The following is a 16,385-nucleotide window of genomic DNA, read 5'->3' as shown; positions in this document are numbered from 1 at the left end:
TGAATCATCGTTTCCAGGTCACTCGTCGGTCCCGCCCGTGGTGGTGCTCCCGGTGGTTCCGGTGCTCGCGGTGCCGCCTCCGGCCGCCCTGCCCTCCTCGATGAGGTCGGTCAGGCGCTGGCCGTGGATGCGGCGGAACTTGCGGTGCTCCCTGGACCGCTCCAGGACCGCGACCTCCAGGTTGGTGGCCTCCAGTTCGCGCTCCTCGCCGTTCTCCCTGGCCAGGGCGTGGGTGGCCGCGTTGAGGGCGGCGCTGAGGGGGGCGTCGGCGGCGAAGCGGTCCTTGAGCACGCCGGACACGTGCTCGGAGGAGCCGCCCACGGCCACGAAGCCCTGCTCGTCGACGATGGAGCCGTCGAAGGTGATGCGGTAGATCTCGTCGTCGGCGGAGGTGTCGCCGACCTCGGCGACGACGATCTCCACCTCCCACGGCTTGAGGCTCTCGCTGAACACGGTGCCCAGGGTCTGGGCGTAGATGTTGGCGAGCTGGCGCCCGCTGACGTCGCGGCGGTCGTACTGGTACCCGCGCACGTCGGCGAAGCGCACGCCCATCAGGCGCAGGTTCTCGAACTCGGGGTAGCGGCCGACGGCGGCGAAGCCGATCCGGTCGTAGAGCTCGCTGATCTTGTGCAGGGTGCGGGACATGTTGTCCGCCACCAGGAGGATCCCGCCCTCGTACTGCAGGACGACGGCGCTGCGGCCGCGCGCGATGCCCTTGCGCGCGTAGTCCGCCTTGTCCTTCATCTGCTGTTCGGGGGCGACGTAGAACGGCATCGACACCGCGGATCGTTTCCTTACCTAGTCGGGAGATGTCTGGTGTGGGACGGGGCCGGTTCAGCCCAGCGTGGCCGTGGGGCCGTCGGGGTCGGCCGCGCGTCCCTGGACCACCTCGGTCGCCAGGCGGGCCACGTCCTCGGTGGGCAGACGGCGGTGGCCGTCCTCGGTGACGACGTCGACAAGGGGGAAGATCTTGCGGTGCAGGTCGGGGCCGCCGGTGGCGGAGTCGTCGTCGGCGGCGTCGTAGAGGGCCTCCAGGGCGACCCTGGCGGCGCCGGTCTGGTCGAGGTCCTCGCGGTAGAGCTTCTTGATCGCGCCCCTGGCGAAGACCGATCCGGAGCCGATGGAGTGGTAGCGCTGCTCCTCGTAGCGGCCGCCGGTGGCGTCGTAGCTGAACACGCGGCCCTGCCCGGTGTTCTCGTCGTAGCCGACCAGCAGCGGGACGACGACGAAGCCCTGCATGGCCAGGCCGAGGTTGCCGCGCACCATCTGCGCGAGCTTGTTGGCCTTACCCTCCAGGGAGAGCGAGCGGCCCTCCATCTTCTCGTAGTGCTCCAGCTCGACCTGGTAGAGGCGGGCCAGCTCGATGCCGAACCCGGCCGAACCCGCGATGGCCACGGCGGAGTACTCGTCGGTGCGGAAGACCTTCTCCATGTCGCGGTTGGCGATGACGTTGCCCTGCGTGGCCCGGCGGTCGCCCGCCAGGAGCACGCCGCCGGGGAAGGTCAGTGCGACGATGGTCGTGGCGTCGGGGGTGAGGTGCTCGGTCCCGCCGCCCGGGGGCAGCTTGTGTCCGGGCAGCATCTCGGGGCGGACCGAACTGAGAAACTCGGTGAAGGACGAGGTTCCCGCACTCATGAAAGCGGCGGGCAACCGTCCGCCCTCGAACCCTTCGAACACGCGACTCCCTCCACGCGCGCCCCACCCCGGCATGGGGGCGGGTGGGGCGCCTGTTGTCCTTGTTGTCTGCGGTGGCTGTGCGCCGACCGTTGGAACTGACCCTAGTCCTGTGTGCGGCGGGGCTGGCGGCGCTGGAGTGCGCTGTCAGCGAACCGCCGCGGGGCGGCTACTGGCCGCCCTTCTGCACGAACTGTCGGACGAAGTCCTCGGCGTTGCTCTCCAGCACGTCGTCGATCTCGTCGAGGATGTCGTCGACGTCCTCGTCCAGTTGGTCCTTGCGCTCCTGAACGTCCGCCGAGGCCTCGGTCTCCTCGACCTCCTCGTCGCGGCGCGAGGCGTGCTTCTGGCCGCCCGTGTCCTTCGTCGCCATAGCCTGTTACCTCCCGTTCGGGCTCCCCGTTCGGGGCTCTTGCCCTTATCTTGGCCCAACACCGGGCGCCTCAACCCCCTTCCCGGGGCCCGATACTCGCTAGTTACCTCGGGTCGTCCCACCTGCGCGCGCACGTGCTCGTACGCGTGTGCGCCGCACCCCGGGCGTGTCACGGCCGACTCAGCGCGGGATGGGCGGGGCCGCCGGGTCCGCGCCTCCTCCTTTTCCGGAGCGGGGCGGGGCGGCCCGCGCGGAGACGCGGAGGGACCCGCTCCCGCCCTCTGCGCACCCCGCGGGAACCCGCGCCGCGCCCTCCGGGGTGGACCGCCACGGGTACCGCTGTTCACTCCGAGCACGGGAGTTACCCACGGGTCACCGCCCTGACCTTCGGGGTTACTCCAACGTGTCCGAACGGTCACGGATGGCACCCGGTTTCGATGGCCGCATCCGGCCACGGAACACCCCTTGCCAACACCGCGCTTCCGTGTTGTGGAAGCGATACCGGCGGAGAAGCGCAAGGTCAGACACATCATCACCATGCGTCACATATTGCTATTCATCCGATCATCCGATGGCCCGGTCATCCCTGGAAAGGCGGACCCCCGCATCCGCTCTTCCGCTATCCAGGTTGTGCACTTATGGTGTGTGTTCGCTTACCGATTGTCTTGGCGACAGGACCCTCGGTAGGCACACCGTGGGGTCGGGCCCCCTGCACGGCCCCACCGGAGTCCGACGCCCTCGCCGGCGGGCGTCGGGCCCCGAACCCCCGTCAGTTACCCGAGGAGAGTAGGGATCTATGCGACCCTCCCCCGCTATCTCCGCTATCGGCACCGGCGCACTCGCGTTCGGTCTGGCGTTCTCCGTGACGCCGGGCGCCAGTGCGGCGACCGTACCGGCCGAGCCAGCGAGCGAGGCCCAGACGATGATGGAAGCGCTGCAGAGAGACCTCGGCCTCACCCCGCTCGGGGCCGAGGAGCTGCTCTCGGCGCAGGAAGAGGCGATCGAGACCGACGCCGAGGCCACCGAGGCCGCAGGTGAGGCCTACGGCGGCTCCCTGTTCGACACCGAGACCCTCCAGCTCACCGTGCTGGTGACCGACTCCTCGGCCGTCGAGGCCGTCGAGGCCACCGGCGCCGAGGCCACCGTGGTCTCACACGGCACCGAGGGCCTGGCCGAGATCGTCGAGGACCTCAACGAGACCGGCGGCCGGGAAGGGGTCGTCGGCTGGTACCCGGACGTGGAGAAGGACACCGTCGTGGTCCAGGTCTCCGAGGGCGCCAGCGCCGACGGCCTCGTCGAGGCCGCGGGCGTGGACCCCTCCGCCGTCCAGGTGGAGGAGACCGATGAGACGCCGCGCCTGTTCGCCGACATCGTCGGCGGCGAGGCGTACTACATGGGCGGCGGACGCTGCTCGGTCGGGTTCGCCGTGACCGACGGCTCCGGCGCGGGCGGCTTCGTGACGGCGGGCCACTGCGGCACCGTCGGCACCGGCGCCGAGAGCTCCGACGGCAGTGGCTCGGGAACGTTCCAGGAGTCCGTCTTCCCGGGCAGCGACGGCGCCTTCGTCGCGGCCACCTCCAACTGGAACGTGACCAACCTGGTCAGCCGGTACGACTCCGGCAGCCCCCAGGCCGTGTCGGGTTCCAGCCAGGCCCCGGCCGGCTCGGCGGTGTGCCGCTCCGGCTCCACGACCGGCTGGCACTGCGGGACCATCGAGGCCCGCGGCCAGACGGTGAGCTACCCGCAGGGCACGGTCCAGGACCTGACCCGGACGGACGTGTGCGCCGAGCCCGGTGACTCCGGCGGCTCATTCATCTCCGGCTCGCAGGCCCAGGGCGTCACCTCCGGCGGCTCCGGCAACTGCTCCTTCGGCGGCACGACCTACTACCAGGAGGTCACTCCCCTGCTGAGCAGCTGGGGGCTGTCCCTGGTGACCGGCTAGCGCTCCGGCAGCGCCCACGGCGCCTCCGTCCACGGCAGTGGGCGGGGGCGCCTTTTCTCGTGGGGCGCCTCGCGCGGGTGCGCCCGTTCTCCTTCTCTCCGTTTCTCCGCGCGCGTACACGGCCGCCCTTTTCCCGTATCCGCGCGATCCCCGGGCCGCGCGCCGGAGCGCCCCGCCCCCGCTTCCGGGAGCGCGCGCCAGGGCGCTCGCGCTGGCGCGGCGGCGCCGCGCGGGCGCCGCTCCGAGGGCGCACGCGTAAGCCTCAGGCGTCCCGCGAACCCCTCGCGTGTCCGGGTCCGGCCACGGGCGCGTCCGCTCCGCCCCGGGTCGGCACCCGCCCGAGAGGCCCCCGACGGCCGCCCCTGACCTTTGGAGTTACACACCTGTAGCCGCGGTGTTACGGATGGCACCCGGTACCGGCGTCCGCATCCGGCCACGAAGCACCCCTTGACGCAACCGATCCGCTTCGCTCCGTCACCGGACGAACGCGAGGATCACAAGGTCGCACGCAGAGCGACTACGCGTAGCCATCGCGAAACGAAGGGTCATGGGACAATCCCTCGTCCTTCTGAATGAATACACACCACACGGGTCTTTGCAGCGTCAAAGTGTGCACTTATGTTGGTGATCGTTTACCGGACGTCTCGGTGAATTTCGGGAATCGGATCAACTTCGTTGCCCGAAAGGGGCTTTCCGCTCCTACAGGAACGCAGAGCCCCGAATCCCCCGTCTATCCCCCTTGGAGAGTAGGGACCCCCATGAGACCCTCCAGCATCATCTCCGCCGTGGGCACAGGAGCCCTGGCCTTCGGTATGGCACTGGCCATGGCCCCCGGAGCCCTCGCGGCCCCGGCCCCCGTCCCCCAGACCCCCGTCGCCGACGACAGCGCCGCCAGCATGACGGAGGCGCTCAAGCGCGACCTCGACCTCACCTCGGCCGAGGCCGAGGAGCTGCTCTCGGCGCAGGAAGAGGCGATCGAGACCGACGCCGAGGCCACCGAGGCAGCGGGCCAGGCCTACGGCGGCTCCCTGTTCGACACCGAGACCCTCCAGCTCACCGTGCTGGTGACCGACTCCTCGGCCGTCGAGGCCGTCGAGGCCACCGGCGCCGAGGCCACCGTGGTCTCACACGGCACCGAGGGCCTGGCCGAGGTCGTCGAGGACCTCAACGGCGCCGAGGCCCCCGCGAGCGTCCTCGGCTGGTACCCGGACGTGGAGAGCGACACCGTCGTGGTCGAGGTGCTGGAGGGCTCCGACGCCGACGTCGCCGCCCTGCTCGCCGACGCCGGCGTGGACTCCTCCTCGGTCCGGGTGGAGGAGACCGAGGAGGCCCCGCAGGTCTACGCCGACATCATCGGCGGCCTGGCCTACTACATGGGCGGCCGCTGCTCCGTCGGCTTCGCCGCGACCAACAGCGCCGGTCAGCCCGGTTTCGTCACCGCCGGCCACTGCGGCACCGTCGGCACCGGCGTGACCATCGGCAACGGCCGCGGCACCTTCCAGAACTCGGTCTTCCCCGGCAACGACGCCGCCTTCGTCCGCGGCACCTCCAACTTCACCCTGACCAACCTGGTCTCGCGCTACAACTCCGGCGGCTACCAGTCGGTGTCCGGCGCCAGCCAGGCCCCGGCCGGCTCGGCCGTGTGCCGCTCCGGCTCCACCACCGGCTGGCACTGCGGCACCATTCAGGCCCGCAACCAGACCGTGCGCTACCCGCAGGGCACCGTCTACTCGCTCACCCGCACCAACGTGTGCGCCGAGCCCGGTGACTCCGGCGGCTCGTTCATCTCCGGCTCGCAGGCCCAGGGCGTCACCTCCGGCGGCTCCGGCAACTGCTCCGTCGGCGGCACGACCTACTACCAGGAGGTCACGCCGATGATCAACTCCTGGGGCGTCCGTATCCGCACCAGCTGACACACTCTCCAGCACGTCCCCCGTCCGCGCGCAGGCGCGGGCGGGGGACGCCCGTGTGCGGGCCCCGGGCCCCGGACAGCGCGACCGCGGGGCCCGCGCGGGCGGCGGGCGCGAGCCGGGCACGGCCGGGGCTCAGGGGGCGCGGTGGACGACGCGGCCGTCGAGCACCGTCATCCACGCGTCGACCTCGCGCAGCCGCTCGGCGGGCAGGGACTCCACGTCGCGGTCCAGCACCACCAGGTCTGCCAGGTGCCCGGGGCGCAGCGCGCCCAGGCGGTCCTCCACGCCCAGCGCGTGCGCGGCGTCCAGGGTGTGGGCGCGCAGGGCCTCGTGCAGGGTGACGGCCTGCTCGACGCCGATCTCCTCGCCCTCGCGGGTGGTACGGCACACCGCGTTGGCCACGGTGTCCATCGGACGCAGGCTGGAGACGAAGGAGTCGCTGGAGAGCACCGGGCGCAGTCCCAGGTCGAGTTCCTCGCGCATGGGCTGGAGCCGGTGGGCCCGCGCCCCCAGGCGGCGCAGGAAGTCGCCGCCGCTGTCGTACAGGAAGTTGGGCTGGTTGACGGGGATGACGCCGTAGTCGGTGAAGCGCTTGGCCTGTTCCGGGGTGGGGTAGCCGCAGTGCTCCACGCGCGGGCGCGGGTCGGGTCCCGACACCCGCGCGGCCGAGGCGATGGCGGCCAGGGTGTTGTCCATGGCCGCGTCGCCCTGGGTGTGGACGGCGACCTGCCAGCCCTCCGCGGCGGCCCGCGTGACCAGGTCCACGAGCTGGTCGGGGTGGTGGTAGAGGCTGCCCGCGAACTCGCCGTGCTCGCCGTAGGGGACGCTGAACTTGGCGGTGCCGCCCAGCAGGGTGCCGTCGGAGTAGAACTTCATGCCGGTCAGCCGCAGCCAGTCGTCGCCGAAGGGGCTGGCCAGCCCGGCGGAGGTGAGCGCGTCCAGCTGGTGGGACAGCGGCATGCCGAACGTGCGCAGCGGCAGGGTCCCGGCCGCGCGGGCGGCCCGGTACACGCGCAGCTCGCGTGCCGAGACCTGCGGGTCGCACACGGTGGTGACCCCGGCCGCCAGGTAGGGGACGGCCGCCGCGGCCAGCCAGCCCAGGAGCTGTTCGGCGGGCAGGTCGGTGTGGAAGTTGGGGCCGTGGCAGCCGATGTCCACGGCCAGGGGCAGCAGCAGCTCCATGGCCGAGTCCAGGACCATGCCCGTCAGGCGCCCGCCCTCGTCGCGCACGAAGGAGCCGCCCGCCGGATCGGGGACGTCCTCGCCGATGCCGCTCCAGGCCAGGGCGGCGGAGTTGACCACGGCCTGGTGGCCCGAGACGTGGTAGACGATGACCGGGTGCTCCCCGGTGGCCCCGTCCAGGTCGCGGCGGGTGGGCCGCCCTCCCGGGAACTTGGCGTCGTCCATGTGGAAGGCGCGGATCCACTGGCCGGGCGGGGTGCGCTCGGCCTCGGCCCCGATCACGGCGACCAGGTCGGCGGCGCTGCCCACCCGGGGGTACCCGGCGTCGACGGCGGCCAGCGACTCGGCGGTGGAGAGCAGGTGGTTGTGCGGGTCGATGAACCCGGGCAGGACGGTCCGTCCGCCCGCGTCCACCTCCACCGCGCCCGGGCCCGCGGCGGCGCGGGCGGCCTCGGTGTCCCCGGCCAGGCGGACCCGGCCCTCGCGCACGGCTACGGCGCGGGCCCGGGGGTTGGCGTCGTCCATGGTCAGGACGTTGGCGTTGTGGATGAGCAGACCGGACACGGGTGGGGTTCCTCCTCGGTGGGCTGGCGCCGGGCCGGTCGGCCCGACGGCGGTGCGGGGGGGACGCGCGGTGGTCGGGCCACCGCTCGCGGGTGCGGCGGTACGGGCCGCGGCGGTTACGGGCCGCGGGGCCCGGGGGCGCTCCCCGGTTCCCCGCGGCGCTCGTGGGACGGGGGTCCTCAGGCGGCGGCGAGCTCGTCGTCGCGGTGGCGCGGCGCCCTGGCCAGGCACAGGATGCTCACCACCGACATGGCCATGAGCAGGGCCGCCACCGGGAGGATGCTGCCGGTTGCGGCGAGCAGGGCGGTGCACACGATCGGCGAGAGGCCACCGAAGACCGCCCCCGCGACCTGGTAGGCGATGGAGATGCTGGTGTAACGGGTGCGCGGCGGGAACATCTGGGCGAGCACGCGGGCGATGGGCCCGTAGACCGCGGCCATGGCCAGGCGCATCACGCACAGCACCGCGAAGATCAGCACGGTGCTGCCGGTCTCCAGCACCAGGAACTGGGGAAGCGCCAGCACGATGACGCCGACCAGCCCGATGGTGACCACGCGGACGGTGCCGAAGCGGTCGCCCAGCCAGGACACGCCCAGGGTCGCGACGAGTTCGACGAACGCGGCCAGGCTCAGGCCGCTGAGGATGACCTGTTCGCTGATCCCGACCTCGGTGACGCCGTAGGCCTGGAGGAAGGTGGTGACGACGTAGTAGCCGCCGACGGCCACCGGCAGGACGCCGATGCCCAGCAGCAGGGGGCGCCAGGAGCCGCGCACGGCCTCGCGCAGCGGCAGCTCCCGCGGCTGGTCGGGGTCCTCGCGCATGGCCTCGAAGACCGGCGACTCCTCCACCTTCAGGCGGATGAACAGGCCCACCAGGACCAGCAGGACCGAGGCGAGGAAGGGCAGGCGCCAGCCCCAGGTGTGGAGCAGGTCGGCGTCCCAGGCGGCGATGAGCCCGAACGAGCCCGTGGCCAGCAGCGCACCGGCCGGGTTGCCGAGCTGGGCGAAGGAGCCGTAGAAGGTCTTGCGGTTCTCGGGGGCGTGTTCGACCGCCATCAGGACGGCGCCGCCCCACTCCCCGCCCACGGCGATGCCCTGCACGAAGCGCAGCAGGACCAGCAGCGCCGGGGCGATGAACCCCGCCTGCTCGTAGGTGGGCAGCAGGCCGACGCAGAACGTGGCCGTGCCCATCATCAGCAGGGTGATGACCAGCGCGGACTTGCGGCCCAGGCGGTCGCCGAAGTGGCCGAAGACCAGGCCGCCCAGCGGGCGGGCGAAGAAGCCCACCGAGAAGGTGGCGAAGGAGGCCATCAGACCGATCACCGGGTCGGTGCCGGGCGGGAAGAACAGGGTGCCGAACACCAGGCTGGCGGCCGTGGCGTAGACGTAGAAGTCGAACCACTCGATGGTGGTGCCGACGAAGGCCGCCACGGCCGCACGCGCGGGGTGCGGGGACGTGGGGGCGGTCCGCTCTGACATGTGTGCTCCGTTGCGCGTTCGGTGCGGCCCCGGACCGGGTCGTCCGGTCGGCGGGCGCCGCGGACCGGCACCGCGGACCGGCGCGGCTCCGCCGTGGCGGGGCCCGCCCGCGGTCGGCGGCCTTCGCCGCCGACACGTCGCGGACGGGCGCCACCGCGGGCCGCGGCCCGTGGTTCGGGTGTTGTTGTGACCGTAGACACTCCCCGGCCGTCCGCGCCGGGACGGTGTGCACCGCGCAAGCTGTTACACATGTGCACAGTGCACAATCCGCGAGGCGGGAGGAGGGACGTTGGCGATCACGGTCCGCGACATCACGGCCGACCCGGACCTGGAGGTGCGGGTGGCGGCGGGCCGGTCCGGCCTGGACCGGGAGATCCGCTGGGCGCACGTGATCGAGCTGCACGACCCCGTGCGCTGGCTGCGCGGCGGGGAGCTGGTGCTCACGGTCGGTCTGGGGCTGGGCGCCGACGAGCGGGCGCGCCGCGCCTACGTGCGCCGCCTGCACGGGGCCGGGTGCGCCGGCCTGGGGATGGCCGTGGACGTGCGGCGGCGCGAGGTTCCGCCCGAGGTGCTGGAGGAGGGCGACGCCCTGGGCCTGCCGATCCTGCGCGTGGAGGGCGAGACCCCCTTCGTCGCGGTGGTGGAGGCGGTGGCCGACCACTACGCGGCCGAACGCACGCGCGAACAGCACCGGGTGCTCACCGCACAGGACGCGATGGCGCGCGCGTCGCTGCGCTCGGGCCCGGCCGGGGTGATGGGCGAGCTGTCCTCGGCCACCTCGGGAGCGTCGCTGCTGCTGGACCGCAACGGGATGACGAGCGCGGCCGTGCCCGACACCGAACCCCCCTGGCACGCGCTGGTGCGCTCGGCCCTGGCGGGACGCCCGCGCGGGATGACGGTGCTGGCCGACGGGGAGGCGAGCGTCCTCCTCCAGACCCTGGGCCCCGCGGGCCGGACGCTGGGCTGGCTGGCGCTGCGCTGCCCGTCCCCGGTGACGCCGCACGTGCGGATGCTCGCCAACCACGCGGCCTCACTGCTGGCGGTGGACCTGCTGCACTCGCGCGACGCCCGGCGGGCGCTGTACCGCGAACGCGCCCCGGTCCTGCTCGCCGCGGTGACGGGACGGCCCCGGGTGCCGCCGCCCCTGCCCGCCCCGCCCTGGGAGGTGGTGTGCCTGCGCACCCCCTGGCCCGACCGGCTGCTGGACCGCGCGGCGGACGCGCTGACCGACGTGCTCGGCGACACCGGTGCCGCGCGCAACGGCGGCCTGTGCCCCCTGGAGGACGTGCTGGTGGCGGTCCTGCCCGACAGCGGGGGCGCGCCGCGCCCGGGCAGGCGCCTGTTCGAGGCGCTGTCCGCCCCGGACGGGGGCCCGGTCGCGGCCGGGGCCTGCACCGCCCGGGGACCCGACGACCTGTCCTCGGCCGTGGAGCGGGCGCGCCAGTCCGCGACGGAGGGGTACCGGCACGTGGACGAGACCGACGCCTGGGCGCTGCTGCGTTCGGCGGTCCCGGTCGAGGGGGCGCGCGCCTTCGACCAGGCGGTCCTGGGCAGGCTGCGCGCCCACGACGCCCGCAACGGCACGGAGCTGGCGCACACCCTGCGCCACTACCTGGACAACAGCGCCCAGGTGGAGGCGACCGCCCGGGACCTGGGCGTGCACCGCAACACCCTGCGCTCGCGGCTGCGCGCCGCCGAGCGGGTCATGGGCCGCCGCCTGGACGAGCCCCGCACCCGCCTGGAGCTGTGGACCGCCCTGAGCCTGGAGCCCGTCCGCTGCCACGACGGCACCTGGCACACCTGAGGAGTCCCTGCGCCGACCGGGACGCGGGCCCCGGGCCCCGGGCGGGCGCACGCGGTCCCCGGGCCCCGGGCGGGCGCACGCGGTCCCCGGGGCCTCGGCGACCGCCGGGTCAGCGGCCCCCGGTGAGCACCGCCACCAGGTCGGCCGCGGTCGGGGAGGCGTCCAGCAGCTGCCCCACGTGCTCCTTGGTGCCCCGGCGCGGCTCCAGGGTCGGCACCCGCTGGAGCGAGTCGTAGCCCGGCAGGTCGAAGATCACCGAGTCCCAGGAGGCGGCGGCCACCTCGTCGGCGTACTTGGCCAGGCAGCGCCCGCGGAAGTAGGCGCGCGTGTCCTCCGGCGGCTCGGTGACCGCCCGGTCCACCTGCGCCTCCTCCAGCAGGCGCTTCATCCGCCCGCGCGCCACCAGCCGGTTGTAGATGCCCTTGTCCGCCCGCACGTCGGAGTACTGCAGGTCCACCAGTTGCAGGCGCGGGTGCGACCACTCCAGGGAGTCCCGGGAGCGGTAGCCCTCCAGCACCTTGAGCTTGGCCACCCAGTCCAGCTCGTCGGCCAGGCTCATCGGGTCGGCGCCCAGCCGGTCGAGCACCGACTCCCAGCGGTCCAGGACGTCGGCGGTGTCGGGGTCCACGTCGGTGCCGAAGCGGTCCTCCACGTACTTGCGTGCCTGGTCCAGGTACTCGCGCTGGAGTTCCAGCGCGGTCATCCGCCGCCCGTCGCGCAGCCGCACCCGGTGGGTGAGGCCGGGGTCGTGCGAGACCTCCCGGAGGTCGGCCACCGGGGTCTCCAGGGACAGGTCCGCGCTCAGGAACCCGTCCTCGATCATCGACAGCACCAGCGCCGTCGTCCCCAGCTTGAGGTAGGTGGAGATCTCGCTCATGTTGGCGTCGCCGATGATGACGTGCAGCCGCCGGTACTGGTCGGGGTCGGCGTGCGGTTCGTCCCTGGTGTTGATGATGGGGCGCTTGAGGGTGGTCTCCAGCCCCACCTCGACCTCGAAGAAGTCGGCACGCTGGGAGATCTGGAACCCGCTGCCCTGCCCGTCGGAGCCGATGCCGACCTTGCCCGCCCCGCACACCACCTGGCGGGAGACGAAGAACGGGATCAGGTGCCGGACGATGTCGCCGAACGGCGTCGACCGGTGCATCAGGTAGTTCTCGTGGCAGCCGTAGGAGGCGCCCTTGTTGTCGGTGTTGTTCTTGTAGAGCTGGATCGGCTCGATGCCCGGGGTGGCCCCCGCCCGCGCGGCGGCGTCGGCCATCACCCGCTCCCCCGCCTTGTCCCACAGCACCGCGTCGCGCGGGTTGGTGACCTCGGGCGCCGAGTACTCGGGGTGGGCGTGGTCCACGTACAGGCGGGCGCCGTTGGTGAGGATGACGTTGGCCAGGCCCAGGTCCTCGTCGGTGAGCTGCGTGGGATCGGCGACCTCACGTGCCAGGTCGAAGCCGCGCGCGTCGCGCAGCGGGTTCTCCTCCTCGAAGTCCCAGCGGGCACGCCGCGCCCGGGCCGCCGAGGCGGCCAGATAGGCGTTGACCACCTGGGTGGAGGTGACCATCGCGTTGGCCCCGGGGTTGCCTGGTACGGAGATCCCGTACTCGGTCTCGATACCCATAATCCGCCGCACACTCATGGTGAGAGGTTATCCACCGAGGCGTGGTCTTGAACGCTTCCGCGCCAATTGTGGCCCAAGTGCCGTGTTCTGGGGCGTTGCGCGGTACTGCGGCGCGCCGTTCCCTCGCAGGTCGCGGCACACGGGGGCCTGATTCCGGCGGTCGCGGGTTTCCTTCCTCCATGGGCGGGTAGCAGGGCGCGGCGGGGTGGGGGCTCCCGTGCCCGCACCTGAAAGAGCCGTGACGTGCGGGCCCGGGCACGTGACCGTGGACGTGTCCTCGACGGCCTTCTGCGACTCCTCCGGCCTCAGCGCATGGCGCGGGCGGCTGCGAGCGGGTGACGGGCCCGGTTTCCGGAGGGCGGCCCGCACGGCGCGCCCTCCGGAAGCGGGTGGGGCAGCGGTACGGCGCGTCCGTGCGGGCCGCGTGGTGTCAGGTCGCGGCGGGGTACACGGTCACCTGGGTGACGGTGCGCCCGTTGGCCTGGTCGATCCTGGCCTTCCAGGGGTTCAGCGCCACCTCCTCCCCCGGCTCCCGGGGGATGTGGCCCAGCACGGCGATGACCAGACCGGCGACGGTGACGTAGTCCCCCTCGGGCAGGTCGTCCAGATGGACGTCGATGTCGGGCAGGTCGTGCACGGGATAGGTCCCGGGCAGGGTGAAGGACCCGTCGGCGTTGCGGGCCACGGTGCGGATGTCGGAGTCGGTCTCGTCGTAGATCTCCCCGACGATCTCCTCCAGCAGGTCCTCCAGGCTCACGATGCCGTCGACGCCGCCGACCTCGTTGACGACCACGCCCAACTGCTGGTGTTCGGCGATCATGCGGCGCAGGGCCAACGACACCACCAGGGAGTCGGGCAGGAGCAGCGGTTCGCGGGCCAGTTCCCCGGCGTCGGACTCACCGCGCACCAGGTCGGACCAGTGCACGACGCCGAGCACGTCGTCCAGGTCGTCGTCGTTCACCACCGGTGCCCGGGAGTGCCCGTGCTCGGCGAGCATCTGCGCCGCCTGGGCCGCGGGCGTGCGGGCGGGGATGGTGAACACCTCGCCGCGGGGGACGACGACCTGGCGCAGGCGCCGGTCGTCGATCTCGAAGGCCCCGGAGATGATGGTGCGCTGCTCCCGGGTCATGCCCCGCTGGGTGGCGAGCATGTCGCGCAGCTCCTCCTCGCTGACCTCCTCCTTGGCCGCGGAGGGGTCACCGCCCGTCAGGCGCACCACGAGGTTGGTGGAGACGCTCAACAGCCACACCACGGGGCGGGAGAGCATGGCGAGCAGGTCCAGCGGCCGGGCGACCAGCACCGCCCACGTCTCGGCCCGCTGCATGGCGATGCGCTTGGGCGCCAGTTCACCGAAGACCAGCGTGACGAAGGACAGGAGCACCGTGACCAGGACGATCGCCACCGGGCTGGCGGCCGAGCCCAGGAAGCCCAGGGGCTCGATGAGGGGCTGGGCCAGGGACACGGCCGCGGTGGCCGAGGCCAGGAAGCCCGCGAGGGTGATGCCGATCTGGATGGTGGCCAGGAAACGGTTGGGGTCCCGTGCCAGGCGGGCCACCGCACGGCCGCCGGGCCCCCGGGCCGCCAACTGTTTGATCTGCCCTTCCCTGAGGGTGATCAGGGCGATCTCGCTCCCCGCGAACAGGGCGTTGACGAGAACGAGGACAAGGACGAGGCCGAGTTGAACCCCGTAGCTTTCCATAACTGCTGTCGTCTCCGATGCTGTAGTGCTCTGGCACGGTCCGTTCGGGCCGTGGCACCAGAGCCTCTCACAACCCCGCCCGGGGACCTCCCCCGCCTCGTCGGCCAGGTCCGGGCGGGCGCCGACAGGAACGTTCCTCGGCCCGCTCGGACCCCTAGAAAGTGTTGACACCCTGCCATCACGGGGCCCGGAAACAACCGGTAAGAAGAGGGGCCGACCGGAAGTTCCGGTCGGCCCCTCAAGGCGCTCTCAGAGTGCGTTTCTACAGGTACTGGCCGGTGTTGGGCACCGTGTCGATGCTCCGCCCGGAGTCCGCGCCCTTCTTGCCCGTGACCAGGGTCCGGATGTAGACGATGCGCTCGCCCTTCTTGCCGGAGATGCGCGCCCAGTCGTCGGGGTTGGTGGTGTTGGGCAGGTCCTCGTTCTCGCTGAACTCGTCGACGCAGGCCTGCATCAGGTGCGAGACCCGGATGCCCTTGGACTGCTGGTCGATGAAGTCCTTGATGGCCATCTTCTTGGCCCGGGAGACGATGTTCTCGATCATCGCGCCGGAGTTGAAGTCCTTGAAGTACAGGACCTCCTTGTCACCGTTGGCGTAGGTGACCTCCAGGAAGCGGTTCTCCTCGCCCTCGGTGTACATGCGCTCCACGACCCGCTGGATCATGGCGTCCACCGTGGCCCTGGCCGAACCGCCGTGCTCGACGAGGTCCTCGTCGTGCAGCGGCAGGTCCGTGGTGATGTACTTGCCGAAGATGTCGCGGGCCGCCTCGGCGTCGGGCCGCTCGATCTTGATCTTGACGTCCAGGCGGCCGGGCCGCAGGATCGCCGGGTCGATCATGTCCTCGCGGTTGGAGGCGCCGATGACGATGACGTTCTCCAGGCCCTCCACACCGTCGATCTCGCTCAGGAGCTGGGGCACGATCGTGTTCTCCACGTCGGAGGACACGCCCGAGCCGCGGGTGCGGAAGATCGAGTCCATCTCGTCGAAGAAGACGATGACCGGGGTGCCCTCGGAGGCCTTCTCCCGTGCGCGCTGGAAGACCAGGCGGATGTGCCGCTCGGTCTCGCCCACGTACTTGTTGAGCAGCTCGGGGCCCTTGATGTTGAGGAAGAAGCTCTTGCCGACGTCGCGGCCGGTGCGCTCGGCGACCTGCTTGGCCAGCGAGTTGGCGACCGCCTTGGCGATGAGCGTCTTACCGCACCCGGGAGGGCCGTAGAGCAGCACGCCCTTGGGCGGGCGCAGCTGGTGCTCGTAGAAGAGCTCCTTGTACAGGTAGGGCAGCTCGACCGCGTCGCGGATCATCTCGATCTGCCCGGAGAGGCCGCCGATGTCGGTGTAGGCGATGTCGGGGACCTCTTCGAGGATGAGCTCCTCGACCTCGGACTTGGGGATGCGCTCGTAGACGTAGCCCGAGCGCGGCTCCAGCAGCAGCGAGTCGCCGGGGCGGATCGCCTGGTCGCGCAGCGGCTCGGCCAGGCGGACGATCCGCTCCTCGTCGTGGTGGGAGATCACCAGGGCGCGCTCGCCGTCCTCAAGGATCTCCTTGAGCATGACGACCTCGCCGACGGTCTCGAAGGACTCCACCTCGACGACGTTGAAGGCCTCGTTGAGCATGACCTCCTGGCCGGGGCGCAGGTTGTCCAGGTCCACCGAGGGACTGACGTTGACCCGCATCTTGCGGCCGTTGGTGAAGATCTCGACGGTCTCGTCCTCGCGCGAACCGAGGTAGACGCCGAAGCCCGACGGCGGCTGGGCCAGCCGGTCGACCTCCTCCTTGAGCGCCACGATCTGCTCGCGCGCCTCCTTCAAAGTGGAGACGAGCCGTTCGTTCTGGCCGTTGGCGGCGGCGAGGTTGGCCTGTGCCTCCCTCAGCCGCTCCTCCAGCAGGCGTACATGCCGGGGCGAATCGGCGAGCTTGCGCCGAACAACGCCGAGTTCCTTTTCCATGTAGGAGACCTGGGCCGTGAGTTCTTCGACTTCACGGTCCCGGTCGCTCTGACGCTCGTCGTCGCGCTCAGCCACGTCCGCCACCTCCCTATGAGGAACTACATCGGAGCCTACCTACCCTCGCCCTATTCCTAACCTCCCAAGGCCACAGAGTGTCGTAGGCCTCATTTCCAGGTCTTGCGTCAGCACAGGTCAGAGT

At 71.8% G+C, this 16,385-nt stretch carries 11 protein-coding genes; 3 read left to right on the top strand and 8 right to left on the bottom strand.

Annotated elements, in window-relative coordinates; translation table 11 throughout:
- Positions 1 to 18 precede the first annotated feature (18 nt).
- The 3 genes from prcA to PV789_RS11870 all read right to left on the bottom strand — a co-directional run bounded on the left by prcA (position 19) and on the right by PV789_RS11870 (position 2,047).
- Positions 19 to 780 carry a proteasome subunit alpha gene (prcA, locus tag PV789_RS11880; RefSeq protein ID WP_212640344.1) on the bottom strand — a complete coding sequence of 254 codons (762 nt, stop codon included), beginning with the start codon at positions 778 to 780 and terminating at the stop codon, positions 19 to 21.
- A gap of 54 nt (positions 781 to 834) precedes the next feature.
- On the bottom strand, positions 835 to 1,677 hold the full coding sequence (gene prcB / locus PV789_RS11875) for a proteasome subunit beta (protein ID WP_274977465.1): 843 nt from the start codon (positions 1,675 to 1,677) through the stop codon (positions 835 to 837).
- Between the two features lie 166 nt (positions 1,678 to 1,843).
- On the bottom strand, positions 1,844 to 2,047 hold the full coding sequence (locus tag PV789_RS11870) for a ubiquitin-like protein Pup (RefSeq protein WP_013152531.1): 204 nt from the start codon (positions 2,045 to 2,047) through the stop codon (positions 1,844 to 1,846).
- A 796-nt stretch (positions 2,048 to 2,843) separates the two neighbouring features.
- Here PV789_RS11870 and PV789_RS11865 point away from each other — a divergent pair.
- Together PV789_RS11865 and PV789_RS11860 are read left to right on the top strand one after the other, a co-directional pair.
- Positions 2,844 to 3,989 (top strand): S1 family peptidase, encoded by a 1,146-nt coding sequence (locus PV789_RS11865; RefSeq protein WP_274977464.1) that lies wholly within the window; start codon positions 2,844 to 2,846, stop codon positions 3,987 to 3,989.
- A 758-nt stretch (positions 3,990 to 4,747) separates the two neighbouring features.
- Positions 4,748 to 5,902: a S1 family peptidase gene (locus PV789_RS11860; RefSeq protein WP_274977463.1), complete on the top strand. Its 1,155-nt coding sequence runs from the start codon at positions 4,748 to 4,750 to the stop codon at positions 5,900 to 5,902.
- A 132-nt stretch (positions 5,903 to 6,034) separates the two neighbouring features.
- Here the strand turns inward: PV789_RS11860 and PV789_RS11855 are convergent, their stop codons facing one another.
- Positions 6,035 to 7,648, bottom strand: a complete 1,614-nt coding sequence (locus PV789_RS11855) for an amidohydrolase (protein WP_274977462.1) — start codon at positions 7,646 to 7,648, stop codon at positions 6,035 to 6,037.
- A 179-nt stretch (positions 7,649 to 7,827) separates the two neighbouring features.
- Positions 7,828 to 9,126 (bottom strand): MFS transporter, encoded by a 1,299-nt coding sequence (locus PV789_RS11850; RefSeq protein WP_274977461.1) that lies wholly within the window; start codon positions 9,124 to 9,126, stop codon positions 7,828 to 7,830.
- Between the two features lie 289 nt (positions 9,127 to 9,415).
- Here PV789_RS11850 and PV789_RS11845 point away from each other — a divergent pair, with 289 nt between their 5' ends.
- The gene (locus PV789_RS11845; protein WP_274977460.1) at positions 9,416 to 10,930 is read left to right on the top strand and encodes a PucR family transcriptional regulator; all 1,515 of its coding nucleotides are present in this window, start codon (positions 9,416 to 9,418) and stop codon (positions 10,928 to 10,930) included.
- 109 nt (positions 10,931 to 11,039) lie between these two features.
- Here PV789_RS11845 and dop read toward each other — a convergent pair whose 3' ends face one another.
- The 3 genes from dop to arc form a co-directional block, all read right to left on the bottom strand.
- Positions 11,040 to 12,557, bottom strand: coding sequence for a depupylase/deamidase Dop (gene dop, locus PV789_RS11840; protein ID WP_368045825.1), 1,518 nt, complete (start codon positions 12,555 to 12,557; stop codon positions 11,040 to 11,042).
- Positions 12,558 to 12,969: 412 nt separating this feature from the next.
- Entirely contained in the window at positions 12,970 to 14,238 is a 1,269-nt protein-coding gene (locus tag PV789_RS11835) for a hemolysin family protein (RefSeq protein WP_274977458.1), read from the bottom strand.
- A gap of 262 nt (positions 14,239 to 14,500) precedes the next feature.
- Positions 14,501 to 16,270, bottom strand: coding sequence for a proteasome ATPase (arc, locus tag PV789_RS11830; protein WP_274977457.1), 1,770 nt, complete (start codon positions 16,268 to 16,270; stop codon positions 14,501 to 14,503).
- Positions 16,271 to 16,385 lie beyond the last annotated feature (115 nt).

Source organism: Nocardiopsis camelliae, assembly GCF_028993595.1.
Taxonomy (GTDB): Bacteria; Actinomycetota; Actinomycetes; order Streptosporangiales; family Streptosporangiaceae; genus Nocardiopsis; species Nocardiopsis dassonvillei.
This window is presented reverse-complemented; position numbering and strand designations above follow the sequence as displayed.

What these genes read in the sequence shown, in the direction of transcription:
- PV789_RS11835 (WP_274977458.1), bottom strand. Translation starts at nt 14,238, where the DNA reads ATGGAAAGCTACGGGGTTCAACTCGGCCTCGTCCTTGTCCTCGTTCTC.
- dop (WP_368045825.1), bottom strand. Translation starts at nt 12,557, where the DNA reads ATGAGTGTGCGGCGGATTATGGGTATCGAGACCGAGTACGGGATCTCC.
- PV789_RS11870 (WP_013152531.1), bottom strand. Translation starts at nt 2,047, where the DNA reads ATGGCGACGAAGGACACGGGCGGCCAGAAGCACGCCTCGCGCCGCGAC.
- PV789_RS11850 (WP_274977461.1), bottom strand. Translation starts at nt 9,126, where the DNA reads ATGTCAGAGCGGACCGCCCCCACGTCCCCGCACCCCGCGCGTGCGGCC.
- PV789_RS11860 (WP_274977463.1), top strand. Translation starts at nt 4,748, where the DNA reads ATGAGACCCTCCAGCATCATCTCCGCCGTGGGCACAGGAGCCCTGGCC.
- PV789_RS11865 (WP_274977464.1), top strand. Translation starts at nt 2,844, where the DNA reads ATGCGACCCTCCCCCGCTATCTCCGCTATCGGCACCGGCGCACTCGCG.